The following is a 16,531-nucleotide window of genomic DNA, read 5'->3' on the forward strand; positions in this document are numbered from 1 at the left end:
TTAACCGATCGGCTTGATGAAACAAACGATCGGCCTGATCCAGGTAATCAGTGATTTTCCACCAGCTGCAATAAGGTTTTTGTCGCTGCTAGCCAGTCATCCGCTTTGGTAATCGCGCTAACTAGCGCGACACTACCCACTCCAGTAGCGAGAACGGCTGGTACCTTATCGATAGAGATCCCTCCGATAGCCACTGTGGGATAATCAGGGGTTGCCTCAACCATCGATTTTAGTGTTGCTAACCCTTGCGGTGATGATGGCATCGCCTTGGTTTCGGTAGGAAAAATATGACCCATTGCGATATAAGAAGGGCGCACTGATTTAGCGATAGCGAGCTCATGTTCATCATGTGTTGAAATACCTAAGCGCAGCCCCGCTTGATGTATCGCTACAAGGTCTGTTGTCTCAAGATCTTCTTGTCCTAGATGAACGCCATAAGCCCCAAGCTCAACGGCTAATTGCCAATAATCATTGATGAATAATCGTGCATTGTGTTGTTTTCCTAGCACAATGGCTTGTTGGATCTCATCACGGACTTCATCATTTTGTTTGTCTTTAATGCGCAATTGGATGGTGGTAACACCTGCATTGAGCAGGCGTTCGATCCATTCAACAGAGTCCACAACAGGGTATAAACCGAGATGCTGTTCTGTGGGTGGGAAAGGCGTGTTAGGCAATTTTTTCATCAGTCATTACCTCTGCACTGTGATACAGCTCGCTACCATGAGCACGGAATGCTTCAGACATTTGTTCCATGCCAGCTTCTTTTTTTGCCGCATAATCACGAACTTCTTGTGAGATTTTCATCGAGCAGAATTTAGGCCCACACATAGAACAGAAATGCGCTACTTTGCCTGAAGCTTGCGGTAGCGTTTCATCATGATAGGCACGTGCCGTGTCAGGATCTAAAGCAAGGTTGAACTGGTCTTCCCAACGGAATTCAAAACGTGCTTTAGACATCGCATTATCACGGATCTGTGCACCGGGGTGGCCTTTAGCAAGGTCGGCGGCATGAGCGGCTATTTTGTAAGTAATCAGTCCTTGTTTGACATCCTCTTTATTCGGTAGCCCTAAGTGTTCTTTCGGCGTGACATAACACAGCATTGCACAACCAAACCAGCCAATCATTGCCGCACCAATACCCGATGTGAAATGATCATAACCCGGTGCAATATCGGTGGTGAGTGGGCCGAGTGTATAAAAAGGTGCTTCATGACAGTGTTCCAATTCTTCAGTCATGTTGCGGCGGATCATTTGCATGGGTACATGCCCTGGGCCTTCGATCATCACTTGAACATCGTATTCCCAAGCGATTTTAGTCAACTCGCCTAATGTATGTAGCTCCGCAAATTGCGCTTCATCATTGGCATCTTGAATAGAGCCGGGGCGTAATCCATCACCGAGTGACAGTGAGACATCATAAGCGGCGCAAATCTCACAAATTTCACGGAAGTTTTCATATAAAAAGTTCTCTTGGTGATGTGATAGGCACCATTTCGCCATAATCGAGCCGCCACGAGAAACAATACCTGTCAGACGTTTTGCAGTCATGGGGACATAACGCAATAGTACGCCTGCATGGATCGTAAAGTAGTCGACACCTTGCTCTGCTTGTTCAAGTAGTGTATCGCGGAACATCTCCCATGTGAGATTTTCAGCAACACCATTCACCTTTTCTAACGCTTGGTAGATAGGAACAGTACCGATTGGCACAGGGCTGTTACGTAAAATCCATTCACGAGTTTCATGGATATAACGACCAGTAGACAGATCCATCACAGTATCTGCGCCCCAACGCGTCGACCAAATCAGTTTTTCAACTTCTTCCTCAATGGAAGAAGTGACCGATGAGTTACCGATATTGGCGTTCACTTTGACTAAAAAGTTACGACCAATAATCATCGGTTCAGATTCAGGGTGATTGATGTTGGCTGGAATGATGGCGCGGCCTGCTGCTACTTCTTGGCGAACAAACTCAGGGGTAATGTTTTCAGGTAAATTAGCGCCAAAGCCTTGGCCAGGGTGCTGTTGAAGTAATACTTCACCGCGAATACGCTCGCGCCCCATATTTTCACGAATGGCAATAAATTCCATTTCTGGGGTGATGATACCTTTGCGTGCGTAGTGCAGTTGAGTTACACACTGACCAGCGATTGCTTTTAAAGGCTGTGGGCGATGATTAAAACGTAAATGATCTAGTCCTGCATCGGCTAAGCGCTGTTGGGTAAAGTCAGAGCTGAGACTATCAACTTGGGTGGTATCATTTCTTTCGCGTATCCAAGTCTCACGAATTTTATTTAATCCTTTATGAACGTTCAGTTCGGAAGCTGGGTCACCATAAGGGCCTGATGTATCATAAACAGGGACTGGCTCGTTATCTTCAAGTTGCGGGTTGTCTTTATCACCACCGACTAAGGTTTGAGATAGCTGGATTTCACGCATAGGAACCTGAATATCATCCCTTGAACCCGTCAGGTAGATGCGTTGTGAATTCGGAAATGAAACACCAGAAATGGTATTGATGAAGTCTTCAGCTGCATCACGTTGTTGTTTACGCGTACGCGCAGGTGCCGCTTTTGGCGAAAGATCGGTCGTAGGGATAACATTATTTTGGGACATAGCAATTTCCTGACATTGTCACGAGCAAATATATTGCTCTGGTTTATCGTAAGAAAGTTGCTTGTCTGGAGTCGGATGGAGTAATGGTAAGACGTTGCGTTTTAATTTTGCTGTGTTGTTAGTTTCGCCGTGTTGCTCGTTTTTTCATCAACCTAAATGTGAGGGCGAAATAACCAAAATTGGACGCTAAAAGATTACTCTTGTTCCCTTCGCAGGTATTAACCCGATCAGGTTCCGCGGATCCCGAATTAACGGTCTCAGCTCGTGATTGAATCACTGAGCACTCCGACAAGAAGTTCCAGTATAATTAGCTTTATAAAAACTACAAGCTTACTTGTACGCTAATAATATTTGGTTAAGGCTAAAGCTGCCACGTATACTGTCGCCAGTTATTTTCTGCGGCGGCTTGCTGTAGTTTTTGATCGCCATTGACAATAAACACTTCATCGGAAAATTGGCACATTGGTAGATCATTGGTAGAGTCGGTGTAAAAATAACAATAGGCATCGGTGATTGGCTGGTGGCTGATCCACTGTAATAGACGTTTAACTTTGCCTTGCTTAAAGGTTGGAATACCTTCAATTTCAGTGGTGTAGCAACCATTTTGTTGTTTGATATCGATACCCATAGCCACGTCAGCACCAAAGCGTTGAGCGATCTTTTTGACAATAAATGAAACCGTTGCGGAGATCACAATGATTGGGATCTGCTGCTGCCGATAGTGATCTAGGGTGCGGATCCCGTCAGGGTACATGCGTGGGACGATCACCTCATCGATAAAATTGTCTAGCCACAGATCAATTTGTTGAACGGTGATACCTGATAGCGCCTGTAAGCTAAAACGCAGGTAAGTCGCCATATCAAGCGTGCCTGCATTATATTGAGCCATCATCTGTTTGTCGGCCTCAACAAAACGAGGGTCAGTAATCACTTGCTTATCCCACAGGTATTGAGTCCACAATACGCTGCTATCTCCTTCGATTAAGGTGTCATCTAAATCAAAAACAGCCAATTTGTTTTGCATTGTGTTCCTTTCTATTGCTGCTAACTGAGCGCACGAATTTCATTTTTATTAAACATTAACTCAAGGCGTGTGCCTGGCTCAAATAAACGCTCTGACGAGCGGTTAAGTAAGTCGACTGTCATATTACCCGCTTGGGTATTAACTGAGTAACGAATAATATTGCCCAACAACTGATGATCGAGAATGATGGCATCAACAGGGTGTGAAATATGATCGCCATAGTGACGTCCTGCTTCTTTAACATAGATGGATTCAGGGCGAATAGCGAGTGTGCCTTGTAAATTAAGCCCCAATAAGGCATTGGCTTTGTCGGCTTCAACAAGGTTATAGTTACCCATAAAACGGGCCACAAACTCACTTGCCGGCTGAGTGTAAATATTTTCAGCCGTATCGCTCTGGATAATTGCCCCTTTATTCATTAAAAAGATGCGATCAGACATGATCATCGCTTCATCTTGATCATGAGTAACAAAAATAGTGGTAAGCTTAAGTTCGCGTTGAATATGGCGGATCTGTTGGCGCAAGTGTTTACGAATACGTGCATCCAGTGCAGAAAGTGGCTCATCAAGTAATAATATTTGTGGCTTCATCACTAACGCACGAGCTAAGGCAACGCGCTGACGTTGACCACCAGAAAGTTGATGAGGGAATTGTTGTTCTTTACCCTGTAGTTCGACCATCTCTATCACTTCAGCAACCGCTTTCTTGCGTTCGCTGCTATCCACTTTGCGCATTTTTAAACCAAAGGCAATATTGTCTTCAACGGTCATGTTTGGAAACAGTGCATAACTTTGAAACACCATACCCACGCCGCGCTGTTGGGCGGCTTGTTGGGTAATATTTTTGCGGTTGATATAAAGCTCACCATTATCAGGTTGTTCAAGACCCGCAATACAACGCAATAATGTCGACTTTCCACAGCCGCTTGGCCCTAATAGGGTAATAAATTCACCTTTTTCAATGGTAAATTGAATGTTCGAGAACACTTGGTTTGGGCCGAATGATTTACTCAAATTTTCAGCAATCACATAACTCATTATTCATCTCCAGAACGGCTCATACGAGTCGCTAGCCAAGTCAGTAGCAAGGTAAATAGGAAATAAGACATCACTAACGCAGAGGTAAAGTGACCACTGGTTTGACGCATATTGAATAGGTAGATTTGTAGCGTTTCATAACGGGTGCCGACTAAAATATTGGCAAACACAAATTCACCCATTAAAAATGAAAATGAAATCAGCAAGGAAACTAATAATCCTTTGCGGATATTTGGCAATATAATCAATAAAAAGGCTTTAAAAGTACTTGCTCCTAACAAATGTGCCGCATCCATCAGGTCATGCAAGTTAATACCTTGGAAACTATTTGCTAGCGCGCGGTACATAAAAGGTAATGTGATGGTGAAGTAAGTTCCAATCAGGATCCACGGCGTACCAACTAACATAAAAGGTTCATCGGCGAAAATTTGCAATAACCCAACGGAGGAAACGACAGGTGGGATCGCAAATGGAAGGATAATCAATAAGTCCATCAATCCTTTTAGTTTAGGGAATCGATAGAACACAGCGAATGTCATTGGTAAGATAACTAAAGTACTGACTAGTAATGTACCGAAACAAATCACCAATGAGCGCCCAAAAGCGAGCAAGAATCGCGGATCTTGCCACAGTTGTAGATACCATTTTAAAGACAAAGCATCAGGTAATATGGTGGCTCCCCACTGTGTTGCAATCGAATAAACAAATGTTGCAACAATCGGTAAGGCAAGCAAACTTGCCACACTAATCAGAATCAATTTGTGCAACCAAAGCCCTGAGTTATGGCTGTTTTTTGTTGTGAGACTATGACTTGGCATGGTAGCTCCGTTTTAGCAGCCAATGATGGATCGCAGTGATAAAACCAAGGATCATGATCAGCAGTACCGATAACGCAGCAGCCATATTGGGTTCTAAATAGAGATCCCCTGAGACAAGGCTAGCGATACGGATGGTCACAAGGTTGTAATTACCGCTTGTCAGTGCATACGTACTTGCATAAGCACCGACTGCATTGGCGACTAAGATAATAAATGTCCCCAATAATGCAGGAGCAATGACAGGGATGCCCACTTTGCACCAATAAGAAAACTTGCTGGCCCCCATCGTTTTGGCGGCATCTTCCCACTCGGGTTTTAAAGCATCAAATGCAGGGTAAAGAAGTAAAATCCCTAGAGGGATTTGGAAGTAGATATACAGAACCATCAGCCCACTGGCACTGTAAATATTGAAATCCTCAATAATCCCCCACGCTTTAAGCTGTAGCGTTATTGCACCGTTAAACCCTAAAATAATAATAAAAGCAAAGGCTAACGGTACTCCACTAAAGTTGCTCGCCATGGTGGTGAAAGAGATCATCATACTACGTACTTTGCCCTGCATTTTATAAATTGAAAATGCCGTTACTGCTGAAACTAGTAAGCCAATGACACTACAAATAATCGATAACCACAGGGTGTTTTCAAAAGCTTGCAAGTAAAAATCGTTGCTAAAGATCTCAATATAATTAGCGAGCGACCAACTCTCTTCGTAGATAAAGCTATTCACAAACACCCAAATCATGGGGGCAATTTGAAATAGACAAAATAGAACGACAAAAGGTAGTGTTAGCAGCGCTGCTCGCCAATGGAAACGAGAGAAATATTTTTTATACATCGCTATTTTCCCTTGCTGGAGGCTTGCTTGCTGGTAGCGAGCACTGATGTCAGCCATTAATTGTCTCCTGCCAATAGCTCGTCACAGATTTTTTTATCTGCATAATCAATACCCAGTAGGGCACAAATCGTTCCACAAAGCGCGGTTTGCTCGACACGGCATTCTGTATGGTGTGAAAATTGCTCGCCAATAACAAATAAAGGAACTGAGCGCTCTTCGGGGAGTGTGCCGCCGTGGCTATGGTCATTATTCATTCCATGATCACTGGTAATGATGACTTGATAATTTTGTGCAATCCATGTCGGTAAATAATTGGCTAGGATGATATCTGCTTTGCGTGCACTATTACGGTATTGTGACGAATCTAGCCCAAACTTATGACCAGCATCATCAATATTCATTGGGTGAATAAGTAAAAAGTCGGGTGAGTACTGAGTGCGTAGGTATTCAGCATCAATAAATAAGTGGTCATCAGGGTAATGATCAGCTTGGTAAAAGCAGCCATGTTGAATGGCTAGTTGTTTATCATTGGTAAAGCGATCTCGCGTAGCAACAAAAGGAGCTCGATTGTACAACTCACTGACCCAATAATAGGCCGCTGCTGCTGTCGTTTTTCCTGCTTTTTGTGCTAGCGAAAAAATACTGTCAAAGTGGGAACGTCGCACAATTTCATTGTTAACAATACCGCTATTAACAGGTGCTATGCCAGTAAGTATGCACTCATATAACGGACGCGACATGGATGGGAGCTCACACTCCATTTTATATAGCGTTGCTCGGTCAGCTTCGATTAGGCCATTAAGATAGCCCATACAATGATGGGCTACTTGATAGCTCAGGCCGTCGAGAACAACAAGTATGACTTTATCAGACATGAGACTATGAATTCCTAAATATGCTTTATTGCTGATGGATTAGCACTTGCTGTTGCCACATTTTTGGTAAAGTGCGAGAGGATTTTTCCCAACCATCGGCATCTTTAATTGGATGAACATTTTTATATTGCTCATCTGGCAGTAGCTTGGCTTTGATATCATCAGGAAGTGTTAAGTGTTCTGCACGAATTGGGCGTGCATAACCTTCAGCTAAGTTGATTTGTCCCTTGTCACTAAAGATAAATTCACGAGCTAATTTTGCCGCATTTGGGTTTTTGGCATATTTATTAATAATGGTGGTGTAACCAGAAATCACTGAACCATCAGAAGGAATAACCACGGTAAAGCGGTCACGATTGATTTGATCACGATAATTTAATGCGTTGAAGTCCCAAAGAATACCTACTTCAACTTCGCCTTTTTCAATGTTTGCAACGGTAGGGTCATTAACAGAAAGGCGTTTTTGTTTTGCTAACTCAGCAAAAAACTCAATGGCTGGTTGTAGATTGTTTTCATTACCGCCACGTGCAAATGCTGCTGCTAATACCGCGTTATTGGCTTGAGCTGCAATACCTACGTCACCAACAGTAACTTTGTATTTGCCTTTGAGTAAGTCATCCCAACTTTTTGGTGCATCTTTGACTAACTCGTTATTAATCATAAACGCAATGGTGCCTGTATAAGCAAGTGCCCAATGGCCTTCTTTATCTTTTGCCCAATCAGGGATCTGTGACCATGTGGTTGGTTTGTATGGCTGAGTAACGCCTTTTTGTACAGCGACGGGGCCGAATGAGGCACCAACGTCACCGATATCAGCAGTGGCATTATTTTTTTCTGCGGCAAACTTAGCAATTTCTTGAGCTGAGCTCATATCCGTATCTTGATGCTTTAATCCATAGGTTTTTTCAAGATCTTGCCAAGTGCCTTTCCAGTTAGCCCATGTATCGGGCATACCAACACTGTATACTTGTCCTTCTTTTTTCGCTGCATTAATCAGTGTGGTTAAATCGGTATCTGCTGCTAAGGCAAGGCTTGAGGTGGTTAACGAAATCAAAACCGCAGGTACGATAGCTTTCATGTTTTCTCTCACTATAGAGGAGCCGTATTGGTTAGTTAGCATGCTAATTTTCCAACATGACAGTGAGTTGACAGTTTTGTGACGCTTTTTAGATACTTTATACAAAGAACTGTCTAAAAAATGTCAAAAACAATCATGAAAAATAACTAAGTAAAATGACTAGATTAAATCCGCTAAAAAAAGCGTATCTTATATAAAGATAAAACCCTTTAAATCAATACAAGATGTGAAAAATGACAAAAATAACATTAACTGGAACAGAAACAGGTTGGTGGTTTGTTTGTTTCGCTGGGCGCTTGTGGTTACCACAGGGTGATGTCCCGAAAGGAACTGCTAGTGATTGGTCATTATCAGGTAAAACTGCGACGCCGATTGGTGAGTGGCAAGGAGAGATTGTCTGGCTAATTGCCGAAAAAATGCCAAGTGATATGGCATCCCCTCGTTTAGTGACATCACAGGATGAAGGGCTATTTCGCCTAGCAGGCAGAGGGGTTCAGCTTGCAGAGTTCTATCGTTCTCATCGTTATTGTGGCTATTGTGGCACTGCGATGCGCCATAGTGCATCCGAGTGGGCATGTCTTTGTGACCACTGCCATGAACGTTACTACCCACAAATCGCCCCGTGCATTATTGTTGGTATTCGTCGTGATGATCATATCTTACTTGCGCAGCATCGTCGTCATACTCAAAATCCACTTTTTACCGTATTGGCAGGTTTTGTTGAGGTTGGTGAAACGCTTGAAGAGGCAGTTGCTCGTGAAGTTATGGAAGAAAGCAGTATTAAAATTAATAATATTCGTTATGTATCCTCCCAGCCTTGGCCTTTCCCTCACTCGCTAATGATGGGTTTTTTAGCTGATTATGAGAGCGGTGAAATTAAAGTCGATCCCAATGAGCTATTAAATGCAGCATGGTATCACTACAATGATCTACCCAAGATCCCACCCAGTGACACGATAGCAAGACGTTTGATTGAGGATACGGTTGCACTGTGCCGTCAAGAGGACTACTAAGATCCCAATTTGCTTAAGCGCTGATATTGTTATACTTAACATGTTACAATTGCCATTCTTAGCCATTTGCGGCGGCCACTGATTATAATGGAGTAAATAATGACTGAGTTGAAAAATGATCGCTATCTACGCGCCTTGTTGCGTCAGCCTGTAGATACCACGCCTGTATGGATGATGCGTCAAGCTGGGCGTTATCTACCAGAGTACAAAGCAACTCGTGCACAGGCCGGTGATTTTATTGCTCTATGCAAAAACACTGAGCTTGCATGTGAAGTGACTCTTCAGCCATTACGTCGTTTTCCATTAGACGCAGCTATTTTGTTTTCAGATATTTTAACTATCCCTGACGCGATGGGGTTAGGGTTGTATTTCGAAACAGGAGAAGGCCCCCGCTTTGAGAAACCAATAACCAGTCTCGATGATATCAAAAAACTTCCTGTTCCTGATCCTGAAATGGAGTTGGGATATGTGATGGATGCCGTGAGAGCTATCCGCAAGGCACTGAATGGTGATGTTCCTTTAATTGGGTTTTCAGGTAGCCCATGGACACTAGCGACTTATATGGTTGAAGGTGGGAGCAGTAAAGCATTCACTAAAATTAAAAAAATGATGTATGAAGACCCGAATGCGCTACATCTTCTGCTTGATAAGCTTGCAGATAGTGTGATTTTGTACTTGAATGCACAAATCCGTGCTGGCGCACAGTCGGTGATGATTTTTGATACTTGGGGGGGCGTGCTCACTAAGCGTGATTATCTTCAATTCTCTCTTAATTATATGCATAAAATCATCAATGGCTTAGTGCGTGAAAACGAAGGACGCCGTGTACCTGTCACTTTGTTTACTAAAGGTGGAGGCCAGTGGTTAGAAGAAATGGCTGCGACAGGGTGTGATGCATTGGGTCTTGATTGGACAACTGAAATTGCTGATGCACGGCGTAGAGTAGGGGATAAAGTTGCTCTACAAGGTAATATGGACCCCTCTATGCTCTATGCACCAACACCACGTATTGAAGAGGAAGTGCAAAATATATTAGCGGGCTTTGGCCATGGCAATGGGCATGTATTTAATTTAGGCCATGGTATTCATCAAGATGTTCCACCTGAGCATGCAGGTGCATTTGTTGATGCCGTACACCGTTTTTCTCGCCAATACCATCAATGAGTCATTGATCGGTTTTTTTCAACAGCGTGCTGCTCCTTGTAAGTACGCTGTTATCTTCTATCATTAATCTTTAAGCATATTAAGTGTTGTATTCTCAATGGCTATAGATACTCAGGGATTACGGCAACAGCAAGCCGAACAAGCACAACTGATAATTTTAGATGACAGCCATATTCAGCCTGCCTTTATTGGCGGTGCCGATGTTGGGTTTGAGCAGCAAGGAACGATCACGCGAGCCGTGATTGCGGTATTGTCGTGGCCTGATTTGCAGTTGGTGGAGTATCAGATAGCACGGGTGCCAACAACATTACCCTATATACCGGGGCTATTATCTTTTCGTGAAGTCCCGGGGCTGATGGCGGCTTGGCAACAAGTACAGCAAAAACCGGATCTCGTGTTAGTTGATGGTCAAGGCATCGCTCATCCAAGGCGTTTTGGCGTAGCTTCTCATTTTGGTTTACAGGTAAATGTTCCGACAATTGGGGTAGCCAAGAGCCGATTGTATGGTGAATACGCTTCTGTAGGTGAAGAACAAGGTAGTTTTCAGTCATTAACTCACGGTGACGAACAAATTGGCTGGGTGCTTAAAAGTAAAAAACGTTGTAACCCTTTGTTCATTTCCCCAGGCTATAAAGTGAGCTTTGACTCTTCTCTTAAGTGGGTTGAACGTTGTTTAAAAGGCTACCGACTACCTGAGCCAACACGATTTGCCGATGGAATAGCCTCTAATCGACCATTTTTTGAGCGAATGAATGAGAAATACAGCTAATTATCAGCAAAATATGTGGCATTAGCAGTTTTTCAGGTAAACTGCGAAGTATTGAGATTGATGAGTCTGAAATTATGTTGAGAAATCCCATTCATTTGAGGTTGGAAAAATTAGAAAGCTGGCAACATGTCACTTTTATGGCATGCTTGTGCGAAAGAATGTATCCCAACTATCAAATGTTTTGTCTGCAAAGTGGTTTCGCTGATGCGAAGGCTTTCCGATCAATTCTTGATCTGGTTTGGGAAACATTGGTTGTAAAAGATAGCAAAGTTAATTTCGATAGCCAGTTAGAGAAATTGGAAGAAATTATACCTTCAGCAGATGATTTCGATATTTATGGCGTTTATCCTGCTATTGATGCTTGTATTGCTTTAGGTGAAGTGATTCACTCAAAACTGAGTGGTGAAACGCTCAGTCATGCTATTGCAGTCAGTGAAGCGTCAATTCGTACCGTAGCAATGCTCGAAATGACGCAAGCCGGTAAGGAAATGTCAGAGCAAGAACTGAAAGAATTGTCCTCAATTGAGGAAGAATGGGATATCCAGTGGGAAATTTTCCGTTTACTGGCAGCCTGTGAAGAGCGAGACTTAGAGTTAATTAAAGGATTAAAATCTGACCTCCGTGAGGCGGGGGTCAGCAATATTGGTATTACAGTAAGCTAAATTGACGTTTTCAATGATTAAAACGTGACTTAGCGCAGTAATGCTGATGACTAAGACTTCACATTTGCCCCTAGACTAGTCTACATTTAGGGGCGAGAAGAGAAGTGGCTATCGGTGCGTGTATCAGGGGTGTCAATTTGGCATATCCGACGCACTCGATGCTTAGCAAACGATAAACACACTGTGTAAGGATAATTTATGAATAAGACTGAATTAGTTGATGCTATCGCAGAATCAGCAGACCTGACTAAAGTACAGGCTAAAGCAGCATTAGAATCAACTCTGAATGCTATTTCATCAGCGTTGAAAGAAGGCGATGCAGTACAACTGGTCGGTTTCGGTACTTTCAAAGTCAGCCATCGTGCAGAGCGTGCTGGTCGCAACCCACAAACGGGTAAAGAAATTACTATCCCAGCAACTAACGTTCCTGCCTTCACTGCCGGTAAAGCACTGAAAGAAGCGGTAAAATAATAAAGTTGCAAACAAGGATCATCAATAGGGGTAACAAATCACCCCTTTTGTTTATTCGAAAAGGGCTGCTGGTATTGGGAGTTCTCTCAATGCTCAGCGCCTGCTCTTCTCGTTCGCAATTTCCTGAATTTAGCGCAAGTGGGTTTATTGCCGATGATGGCGTGATCCGCATGTGGCGCCTTAATGATGCTAAAGATAATCCCCAAGTGCTTATGGTGGTGTATAGCCCCTATAAAGGCACTGATACCTCAGTGAATTTCTTTGAATACCGTTCAGGCCAGCTTTGGCAAATTCGTAGCCAAATCCTAAACTCAGGTCAACAGCAAATCATGGAACAACTGCGATTCGATAAAAATGAGGATGTCATCTTCATGCAGCGAGTCGAAAAAGAACAAAAAACCGCACTTTCACAAGATGAAATTATTCGCTGGCAGTTTGAAGCTAAACGCATTCTAGATATTAATACCGCCTTAGTCGTCGGTGGTGTACAACTTTATCAGGGCCGTTGGTCACAAAACCAAGTTGTGACTTGTGAGGGTGATAGCAAAAAAGTTGAGTTTGAGCCATATGCACAGAACTGGCTGGAGAGTCGAGCTAAAGTTTGGCATAAGCAATTGAATATTGCGTGGTTGGAGTCACCAGAAGGCAATCAGCTTTTAATGGTAGCTGATACGGATTTTTGCCGCTGGCAACCTAATAAAGATTCGTTATAACCTCACCGCTCGTCGTCTTTCGCATCCTAACGTTGTTGTCTTCAGCAACTCACCCTAGTCACATAGTTATCTATGCTCCTAGGGATAAGTTACTTTGCCGCCTAGTTAGGCTACGAAATACTTAGAGCTTTTGCCTGTTAGTTAAAAAACAAAACCAACTGAAAAATACAATAAAAAAGCTGATAAAGCGGTTTTGTTGAAACCTTTTTATCAGCTTAGTATGCGTTATGCGTGCTTAATTTTTTATGGTCGTTATTTCAAACGTGCAATGGCACGATAACCAATATCTTTACGGTAGAAACTACCATCCCAATGGATATTAGCTGCGGCTTGGTAAGCTTTTTGCTGTGCTTGTGCAATATCATTGCCAAGAGCGGTGACACAAAGTACACGACCGCCGGCTGTGGTGACATCACCATCTTGCAGCTTTGTGCCCGCATGGAATACTTTACTATCAGCGGCTTCTTCAGTGGGTAAACCATGGATCACATCACCATTGTGATAGTCGCCAGGGTAACCGCCCGCAGCAATAACAATACCTAATGCAGGACGTTCATCCCATGATGAGTCTTTACCCGCTAGTTCACCTTTGGCACCAGCAAGACATAATTCAACGAGATCAGATTGAAGGCGCATCATGATTGGTTGAGTTTCAGGATCACCAAAACGGCAGTTAAACTCAATAACCTTTGGATTACCTGATTTATCAATCATAAGGCCCGCATAAAGGAAACCTTGATAGCGGTGGCCTTCTGCATCCATTCCTTTAACGGTTGGATAAATGACTTGCTCCATAACACGCTGGTGGATCTCATCAGTAACAACAGGTGCTGGTGAGTATGCTCCCATACCACCTGTATTAAGACCAGTATCACCATCACCTACACGCTTATGATCTTGGCTAGTAGCCATCGGAATGACATTTTCGCCATCAACCATGACAATAAAACTTGCTTCTTCACCATCAAGGAACTCCTCAATAACGATACGATGCCCTGCATCGCCAAAGGCATTGCCCGCAAGCATATCTTTTACTGCATCTTTGGCTTCAGTTAATGTCATCGCAACGATAACGCCTTTACCAGCAGCAAGGCCATCAGCTTTGATGACAATCGGTGCTCCGACTTTATCTAAATAAGCTAGCGCTGGTTCAACTTCAGTGAAATTTTGGTAATCAGCGGTTGGTATTTTATGGCGAGCGAGAAAATCTTTAGTAAATGCTTTAGAACCTTCTAGCTGCGCTGCGCCTTGAGTTGGACCAAAAATGGTTAACCCAGCTTGCTGGAATGCATCAACAATACCAATCACTAAGGGCGCTTCAGGGCCAACGATGGTTAAACCAATTTGTTTATCTTTAGCAAATTGCAGTAAGCCATTGATATCAGTTGCTGCAATATCAACATTCTCAAGAGCGGGTTCTAAAGCGGTTCCTGCATTGCCTGGGGCAACATAGACTTTGTTTGCTAATGGTGATTGAGCGGCTTTCCATGCTAAGGCGTGTTCACGGCCACCGCCACCAATAATCAAAATATTCATACTTAAACTCCAAATTATTAATGGCGGAAATGACGCATATTAGTGAAAATCATTGCAATGCCGTGTTCGTTAGCGGCGTCAATAACTTCATTATCACGGATTGAACCACCTGGCTGGATCACACAAGTGACACCAACAGCTGCCGCCGCATCAATTCCATCGCGGAATGGGAAGAATGCATCTGATGCCATTGCACAACCTGCAACTTCTAAACCTTCATCAGCAGCCTTGATCCCCGCAATTTTAGCAGAATATACGCGGCTCATTTGCCCTGCACCGATACCAATCGTCATATCGTTTTTAGCGTAAACAATCGCGTTCGATTTAACGAATTTAGCGACTTTCCAGCAGAACAGCGCATCCTTAAATTCACGTTCAGTCGGTTGGCGTTTAGTGACGACACGTAAATCATCTTGTTCGACCATACCTAAATCACGATCTTGTACTAATAAACCACCATTAACCCGTTTGAAATCTAATCCTGCGACTGGCTTATCCCACTCACCACAGGTGAGGACTCTGACATTTTGTTTAGTGGCTAATATAGAAAGTGCATCAGTAGCAACGGTTGGTGCAATAATCACTTCAACGAATTGGCGTTCAATAATGGCTTCCGCAGTTGCTTTATCAAGCATACGGTTAAATGCAATGATGCCACCAAATGCTGAAGTTGGATCCGTTTTAAACGCACGGTCATACGCAGCATGAATGTTATTACCAATAGCAACACCGCATGGGTTGGCATGTTTCACGATCACACAGGCTGGATCTTCAAAGGATTTCACACATTCTAAAGCGGCATCGGTATCAGCAATATTATTATAAGATAAGGCTTTACCTTGAATTTGTGTTGCAGTAGCGATAGAGGCTTCTTTTGGATTTTCTTCTATATAAAATGCGGCATCTTGATGGCTATTTTCACCATAACGCATGTCTTGCTTTTTAATAAAATTTAAATTTAGCGTGCGAGGGAAACGACCTGATGGCTGAGTGGTATCACCATGGTATGGTGTAACCAACTCGCCGAAATAGTTGGCAATCATGCTGTCGTAAGCTGCAGTATGCTCAAAAGCTTTGATAGCGAGATCAAAACGCGTAGACCAACTTAATGAATTATTATGATTATCAAGTTCTTCAATGACTTTTTCATAGTCATTGCTATTCACGACAATGGTGACATCTTTATGATTTTTTGCCGCAGAGCGAACCATTGTTGGCCCACCAATATCAATGTTTTCAACGGCATCTTCTAATGTGCAGTTAGGTTTTGCAACAGTTTGGGCAAATGGATATAGGTTAACGACAACCATATCAATGGGCTTTATATCATGCTGTTGCATGATTTCATCATCAGTACCACGACGACCCAGGATCCCACCATGTACTTTTGGGTGTAGTGTTTTGACCCGACCATCCATCATTTCAGGGAAGCCTGTATAATCTGAAACTTCAGTGACTTTCAAGCCTGATTCGGCGAGCAGTTTTGCTGTTCCCCCCGTAGAGAGCAGTTCAACACCTCGTTGAGAAAGCGCCTTAGCGAATTCAACAACACCTGTTTTATCAGAAACACTTAGCAGGGCACGACGAATTGGACGAAGCTGTTGCATGAGATAGATCCCTTGGATATTGAAAGCCATAAAGCCGTAACTGTGAGTTTAAATAATAAAGTTTCTTCTTATATACCTATTTTATTGCCGCTGTGTGATCGCATCAAAATAGTCGTAGATAAAGAAGAAGGCACTACAATTTCAGAGCATAAAAATAAAATCAACGATGAATTTTCACGCTAATTGTAACGCAAACGTTTGCGTAATGCGCGATATATTTCAATTATTTTTATGATTGTGGGTAACTTTGTGTATAACTCTGTATAAACACCACTTTTGCTGTGTAATGCAGCAGTTGAATAAAAAAATG

At 43.0% G+C, this 16,531-nt stretch carries 17 protein-coding genes and 1 riboswitch; of the genes, 7 read left to right on the forward strand and 10 right to left on the reverse strand.

All coding sequences use genetic code 11. The annotated features are described in order from the left end of the window. Positions 1-47: 47 nt before the first annotated feature. The 8 genes from thiE to AC3Z9T_RS20735 all read right to left on the reverse strand — a co-directional run bounded on the left by thiE (position 48) and on the right by AC3Z9T_RS20735 (position 8,286). Entirely contained in the window at positions 48-686 is a 639-nt protein-coding gene (thiE, locus tag AC3Z9T_RS20700) for a thiamine phosphate synthase (RefSeq protein WP_490127967.1), read from the reverse strand. Then, positions 670-2,619 (reverse strand): phosphomethylpyrimidine synthase ThiC, encoded by a 1,950-nt coding sequence (gene thiC / locus AC3Z9T_RS20705; protein WP_490127968.1) that lies wholly within the window; start codon positions 2,617-2,619, stop codon positions 670-672. The genes thiE and thiC overlap by 17 nt, the downstream gene beginning before the upstream one ends. Before the next feature lie 187 nt (positions 2,620-2,806). After that, a riboswitch (TPP riboswitch) is annotated at positions 2,807-2,917 on the reverse strand. Positions 2,918-2,980: 63 nt separating this feature from the next. Next, on the reverse strand, positions 2,981-3,643 hold the full coding sequence (locus tag AC3Z9T_RS20710; protein ID WP_490127969.1) for an HAD family hydrolase: 663 nt from the start codon (positions 3,641-3,643) through the stop codon (positions 2,981-2,983). Positions 3,644-3,663: 20 nt separating this feature from the next. Further along, the gene (locus AC3Z9T_RS20715; RefSeq protein ID WP_490127970.1) at positions 3,664-4,680 is read right to left on the reverse strand and encodes an ABC transporter ATP-binding protein; all 1,017 of its coding nucleotides are present in this window, start codon (positions 4,678-4,680) and stop codon (positions 3,664-3,666) included. Then, positions 4,680-5,498: an ABC transporter permease gene (locus AC3Z9T_RS20720; protein ID WP_490127971.1), complete on the reverse strand. Its 819-nt coding sequence runs from the start codon at positions 5,496-5,498 to the stop codon at positions 4,680-4,682. The genes AC3Z9T_RS20715 and AC3Z9T_RS20720 overlap by 1 nt, the downstream gene beginning before the upstream one ends. Further along, on the reverse strand, positions 5,485-6,390 hold the full coding sequence (locus tag AC3Z9T_RS20725) for an ABC transporter permease (RefSeq protein WP_490127972.1): 906 nt from the start codon (positions 6,388-6,390) through the stop codon (positions 5,485-5,487). The genes AC3Z9T_RS20720 and AC3Z9T_RS20725 overlap by 14 nt, the downstream gene beginning before the upstream one ends. Beyond that, positions 6,390-7,208, reverse strand: coding sequence for an alkaline phosphatase family protein (locus AC3Z9T_RS20730; RefSeq protein ID WP_490127973.1), 819 nt, complete (start codon positions 7,206-7,208; stop codon positions 6,390-6,392). The genes AC3Z9T_RS20725 and AC3Z9T_RS20730 overlap by 1 nt, the downstream gene beginning before the upstream one ends. A gap of 25 nt (positions 7,209-7,233) precedes the next feature. Next, positions 7,234-8,286 (reverse strand): ABC transporter substrate-binding protein, encoded by a 1,053-nt coding sequence (locus AC3Z9T_RS20735; protein WP_490127984.1) that lies wholly within the window; start codon positions 8,284-8,286, stop codon positions 7,234-7,236. A gap of 233 nt (positions 8,287-8,519) precedes the next feature. Here AC3Z9T_RS20735 and nudC point away from each other — a divergent pair, with 233 nt between their 5' ends. The 6 genes from nudC (at position 8,520) to AC3Z9T_RS20765 (ending at position 13,078) form a co-directional block, all read left to right on the forward strand. Continuing rightward, entirely contained in the window at positions 8,520-9,299 is a 780-nt protein-coding gene (gene nudC, locus AC3Z9T_RS20740) for an NAD(+) diphosphatase (RefSeq protein WP_490127974.1), read from the forward strand. Between the two features lie 99 nt (positions 9,300-9,398). Beyond that, the gene (gene hemE, locus AC3Z9T_RS20745) at positions 9,399-10,463 is read left to right on the forward strand and encodes a uroporphyrinogen decarboxylase (protein ID WP_490127975.1); all 1,065 of its coding nucleotides are present in this window, start codon (positions 9,399-9,401) and stop codon (positions 10,461-10,463) included. 97 nt (positions 10,464-10,560) lie between these two features. Further along, the gene (gene nfi, locus AC3Z9T_RS20750; RefSeq protein ID WP_490127976.1) at positions 10,561-11,232 is read left to right on the forward strand and encodes a deoxyribonuclease V; all 672 of its coding nucleotides are present in this window, start codon (positions 10,561-10,563) and stop codon (positions 11,230-11,232) included. A 74-nt stretch (positions 11,233-11,306) separates the two neighbouring features. Further along, on the forward strand, positions 11,307-11,894 hold the full coding sequence (locus AC3Z9T_RS20755) for a YjaG family protein (RefSeq protein ID WP_490127977.1): 588 nt from the start codon (positions 11,307-11,309) through the stop codon (positions 11,892-11,894). A 198-nt stretch (positions 11,895-12,092) separates the two neighbouring features. Next, on the forward strand, positions 12,093-12,365 hold the full coding sequence (locus tag AC3Z9T_RS20760; RefSeq protein WP_490127978.1) for an HU family DNA-binding protein: 273 nt from the start codon (positions 12,093-12,095) through the stop codon (positions 12,363-12,365). An 89-nt stretch (positions 12,366-12,454) separates the two neighbouring features. After that, entirely contained in the window at positions 12,455-13,078 is a 624-nt protein-coding gene (locus AC3Z9T_RS20765; RefSeq protein WP_490127979.1) for a DUF1481 domain-containing protein, read from the forward strand. 252 nt (positions 13,079-13,330) lie between these two features. On the opposite strand, the gene purD is transcribed toward AC3Z9T_RS20765, so the two are convergent. Both purD and purH read right to left on the reverse strand, forming a co-directional pair. Beyond that, entirely contained in the window at positions 13,331-14,614 is a 1,284-nt protein-coding gene (gene purD, locus AC3Z9T_RS20770; protein WP_490127980.1) for a phosphoribosylamine--glycine ligase, read from the reverse strand. Between the two features lie 17 nt (positions 14,615-14,631). Beyond that, positions 14,632-16,221, reverse strand: coding sequence for a bifunctional phosphoribosylaminoimidazolecarboxamide formyltransferase/IMP cyclohydrolase (purH, locus tag AC3Z9T_RS20775; RefSeq protein ID WP_490127981.1), 1,590 nt, complete (start codon positions 16,219-16,221; stop codon positions 14,632-14,634). A 12-nt stretch (positions 16,222-16,233) separates the two neighbouring features. Here purH and AC3Z9T_RS20780 point away from each other — a divergent pair, with 12 nt between their 5' ends. Then, positions 16,234-16,404: a hypothetical protein gene (locus tag AC3Z9T_RS20780; protein ID WP_490127982.1), complete on the forward strand. Its 171-nt coding sequence runs from the start codon at positions 16,234-16,236 to the stop codon at positions 16,402-16,404. The last annotated feature ends 127 nt before the right edge of the window (positions 16,405-16,531 follow it).

The organism is Providencia sp. 6390, from assembly GCF_058148425.1.

Bases quoted from the DNA above. Each gene is read 5' to 3' on its own strand.
- thiE (WP_490127967.1), bottom strand. From the start codon at position 686: ATGAAAAAATTGCCTAACACGCCTTTCCCACCCACAGAACAGCATCTC.
- thiC (WP_490127968.1), bottom strand. From the start codon at position 2,619: ATGTCCCAAAATAATGTTATCCCTACGACCGATCTTTCGCCAAAAGCG.
- AC3Z9T_RS20710 (WP_490127969.1), bottom strand. From the start codon at position 3,643: ATGCAAAACAAATTGGCTGTTTTTGATTTAGATGACACCTTAATCGAA.
- AC3Z9T_RS20715 (WP_490127970.1), bottom strand. From the start codon at position 4,680: ATGAGTTATGTGATTGCTGAAAATTTGAGTAAATCATTCGGCCCAAAC.
- AC3Z9T_RS20720 (WP_490127971.1), bottom strand. From the start codon at position 5,498: ATGCCAAGTCATAGTCTCACAACAAAAAACAGCCATAACTCAGGGCTT.
- AC3Z9T_RS20725 (WP_490127972.1), bottom strand. From the start codon at position 6,390: ATGGCTGACATCAGTGCTCGCTACCAGCAAGCAAGCCTCCAGCAAGGG.
- AC3Z9T_RS20730 (WP_490127973.1), bottom strand. From the start codon at position 7,208: ATGTCTGATAAAGTCATACTTGTTGTTCTCGACGGCCTGAGCTATCAA.
- AC3Z9T_RS20735 (WP_490127984.1), bottom strand. From the start codon at position 8,286: ATGAAAGCTATCGTACCTGCGGTTTTGATTTCGTTAACCACCTCAAGC.
- nudC (WP_490127974.1), top strand. From the start codon at position 8,520: ATGACAAAAATAACATTAACTGGAACAGAAACAGGTTGGTGGTTTGTT.
- hemE (WP_490127975.1), top strand. From the start codon at position 9,399: ATGACTGAGTTGAAAAATGATCGCTATCTACGCGCCTTGTTGCGTCAG.
- nfi (WP_490127976.1), top strand. From the start codon at position 10,561: ATGGCTATAGATACTCAGGGATTACGGCAACAGCAAGCCGAACAAGCA.
- AC3Z9T_RS20755 (WP_490127977.1), top strand. From the start codon at position 11,307: ATGTTGAGAAATCCCATTCATTTGAGGTTGGAAAAATTAGAAAGCTGG.
- AC3Z9T_RS20760 (WP_490127978.1), top strand. From the start codon at position 12,093: ATGAATAAGACTGAATTAGTTGATGCTATCGCAGAATCAGCAGACCTG.
- AC3Z9T_RS20765 (WP_490127979.1), top strand. From the start codon at position 12,455: ATGCTCAGCGCCTGCTCTTCTCGTTCGCAATTTCCTGAATTTAGCGCA.
- purD (WP_490127980.1), bottom strand. From the start codon at position 14,614: ATGAATATTTTGATTATTGGTGGCGGTGGCCGTGAACACGCCTTAGCA.
- purH (WP_490127981.1), bottom strand. From the start codon at position 16,221: ATGCAACAGCTTCGTCCAATTCGTCGTGCCCTGCTAAGTGTTTCTGAT.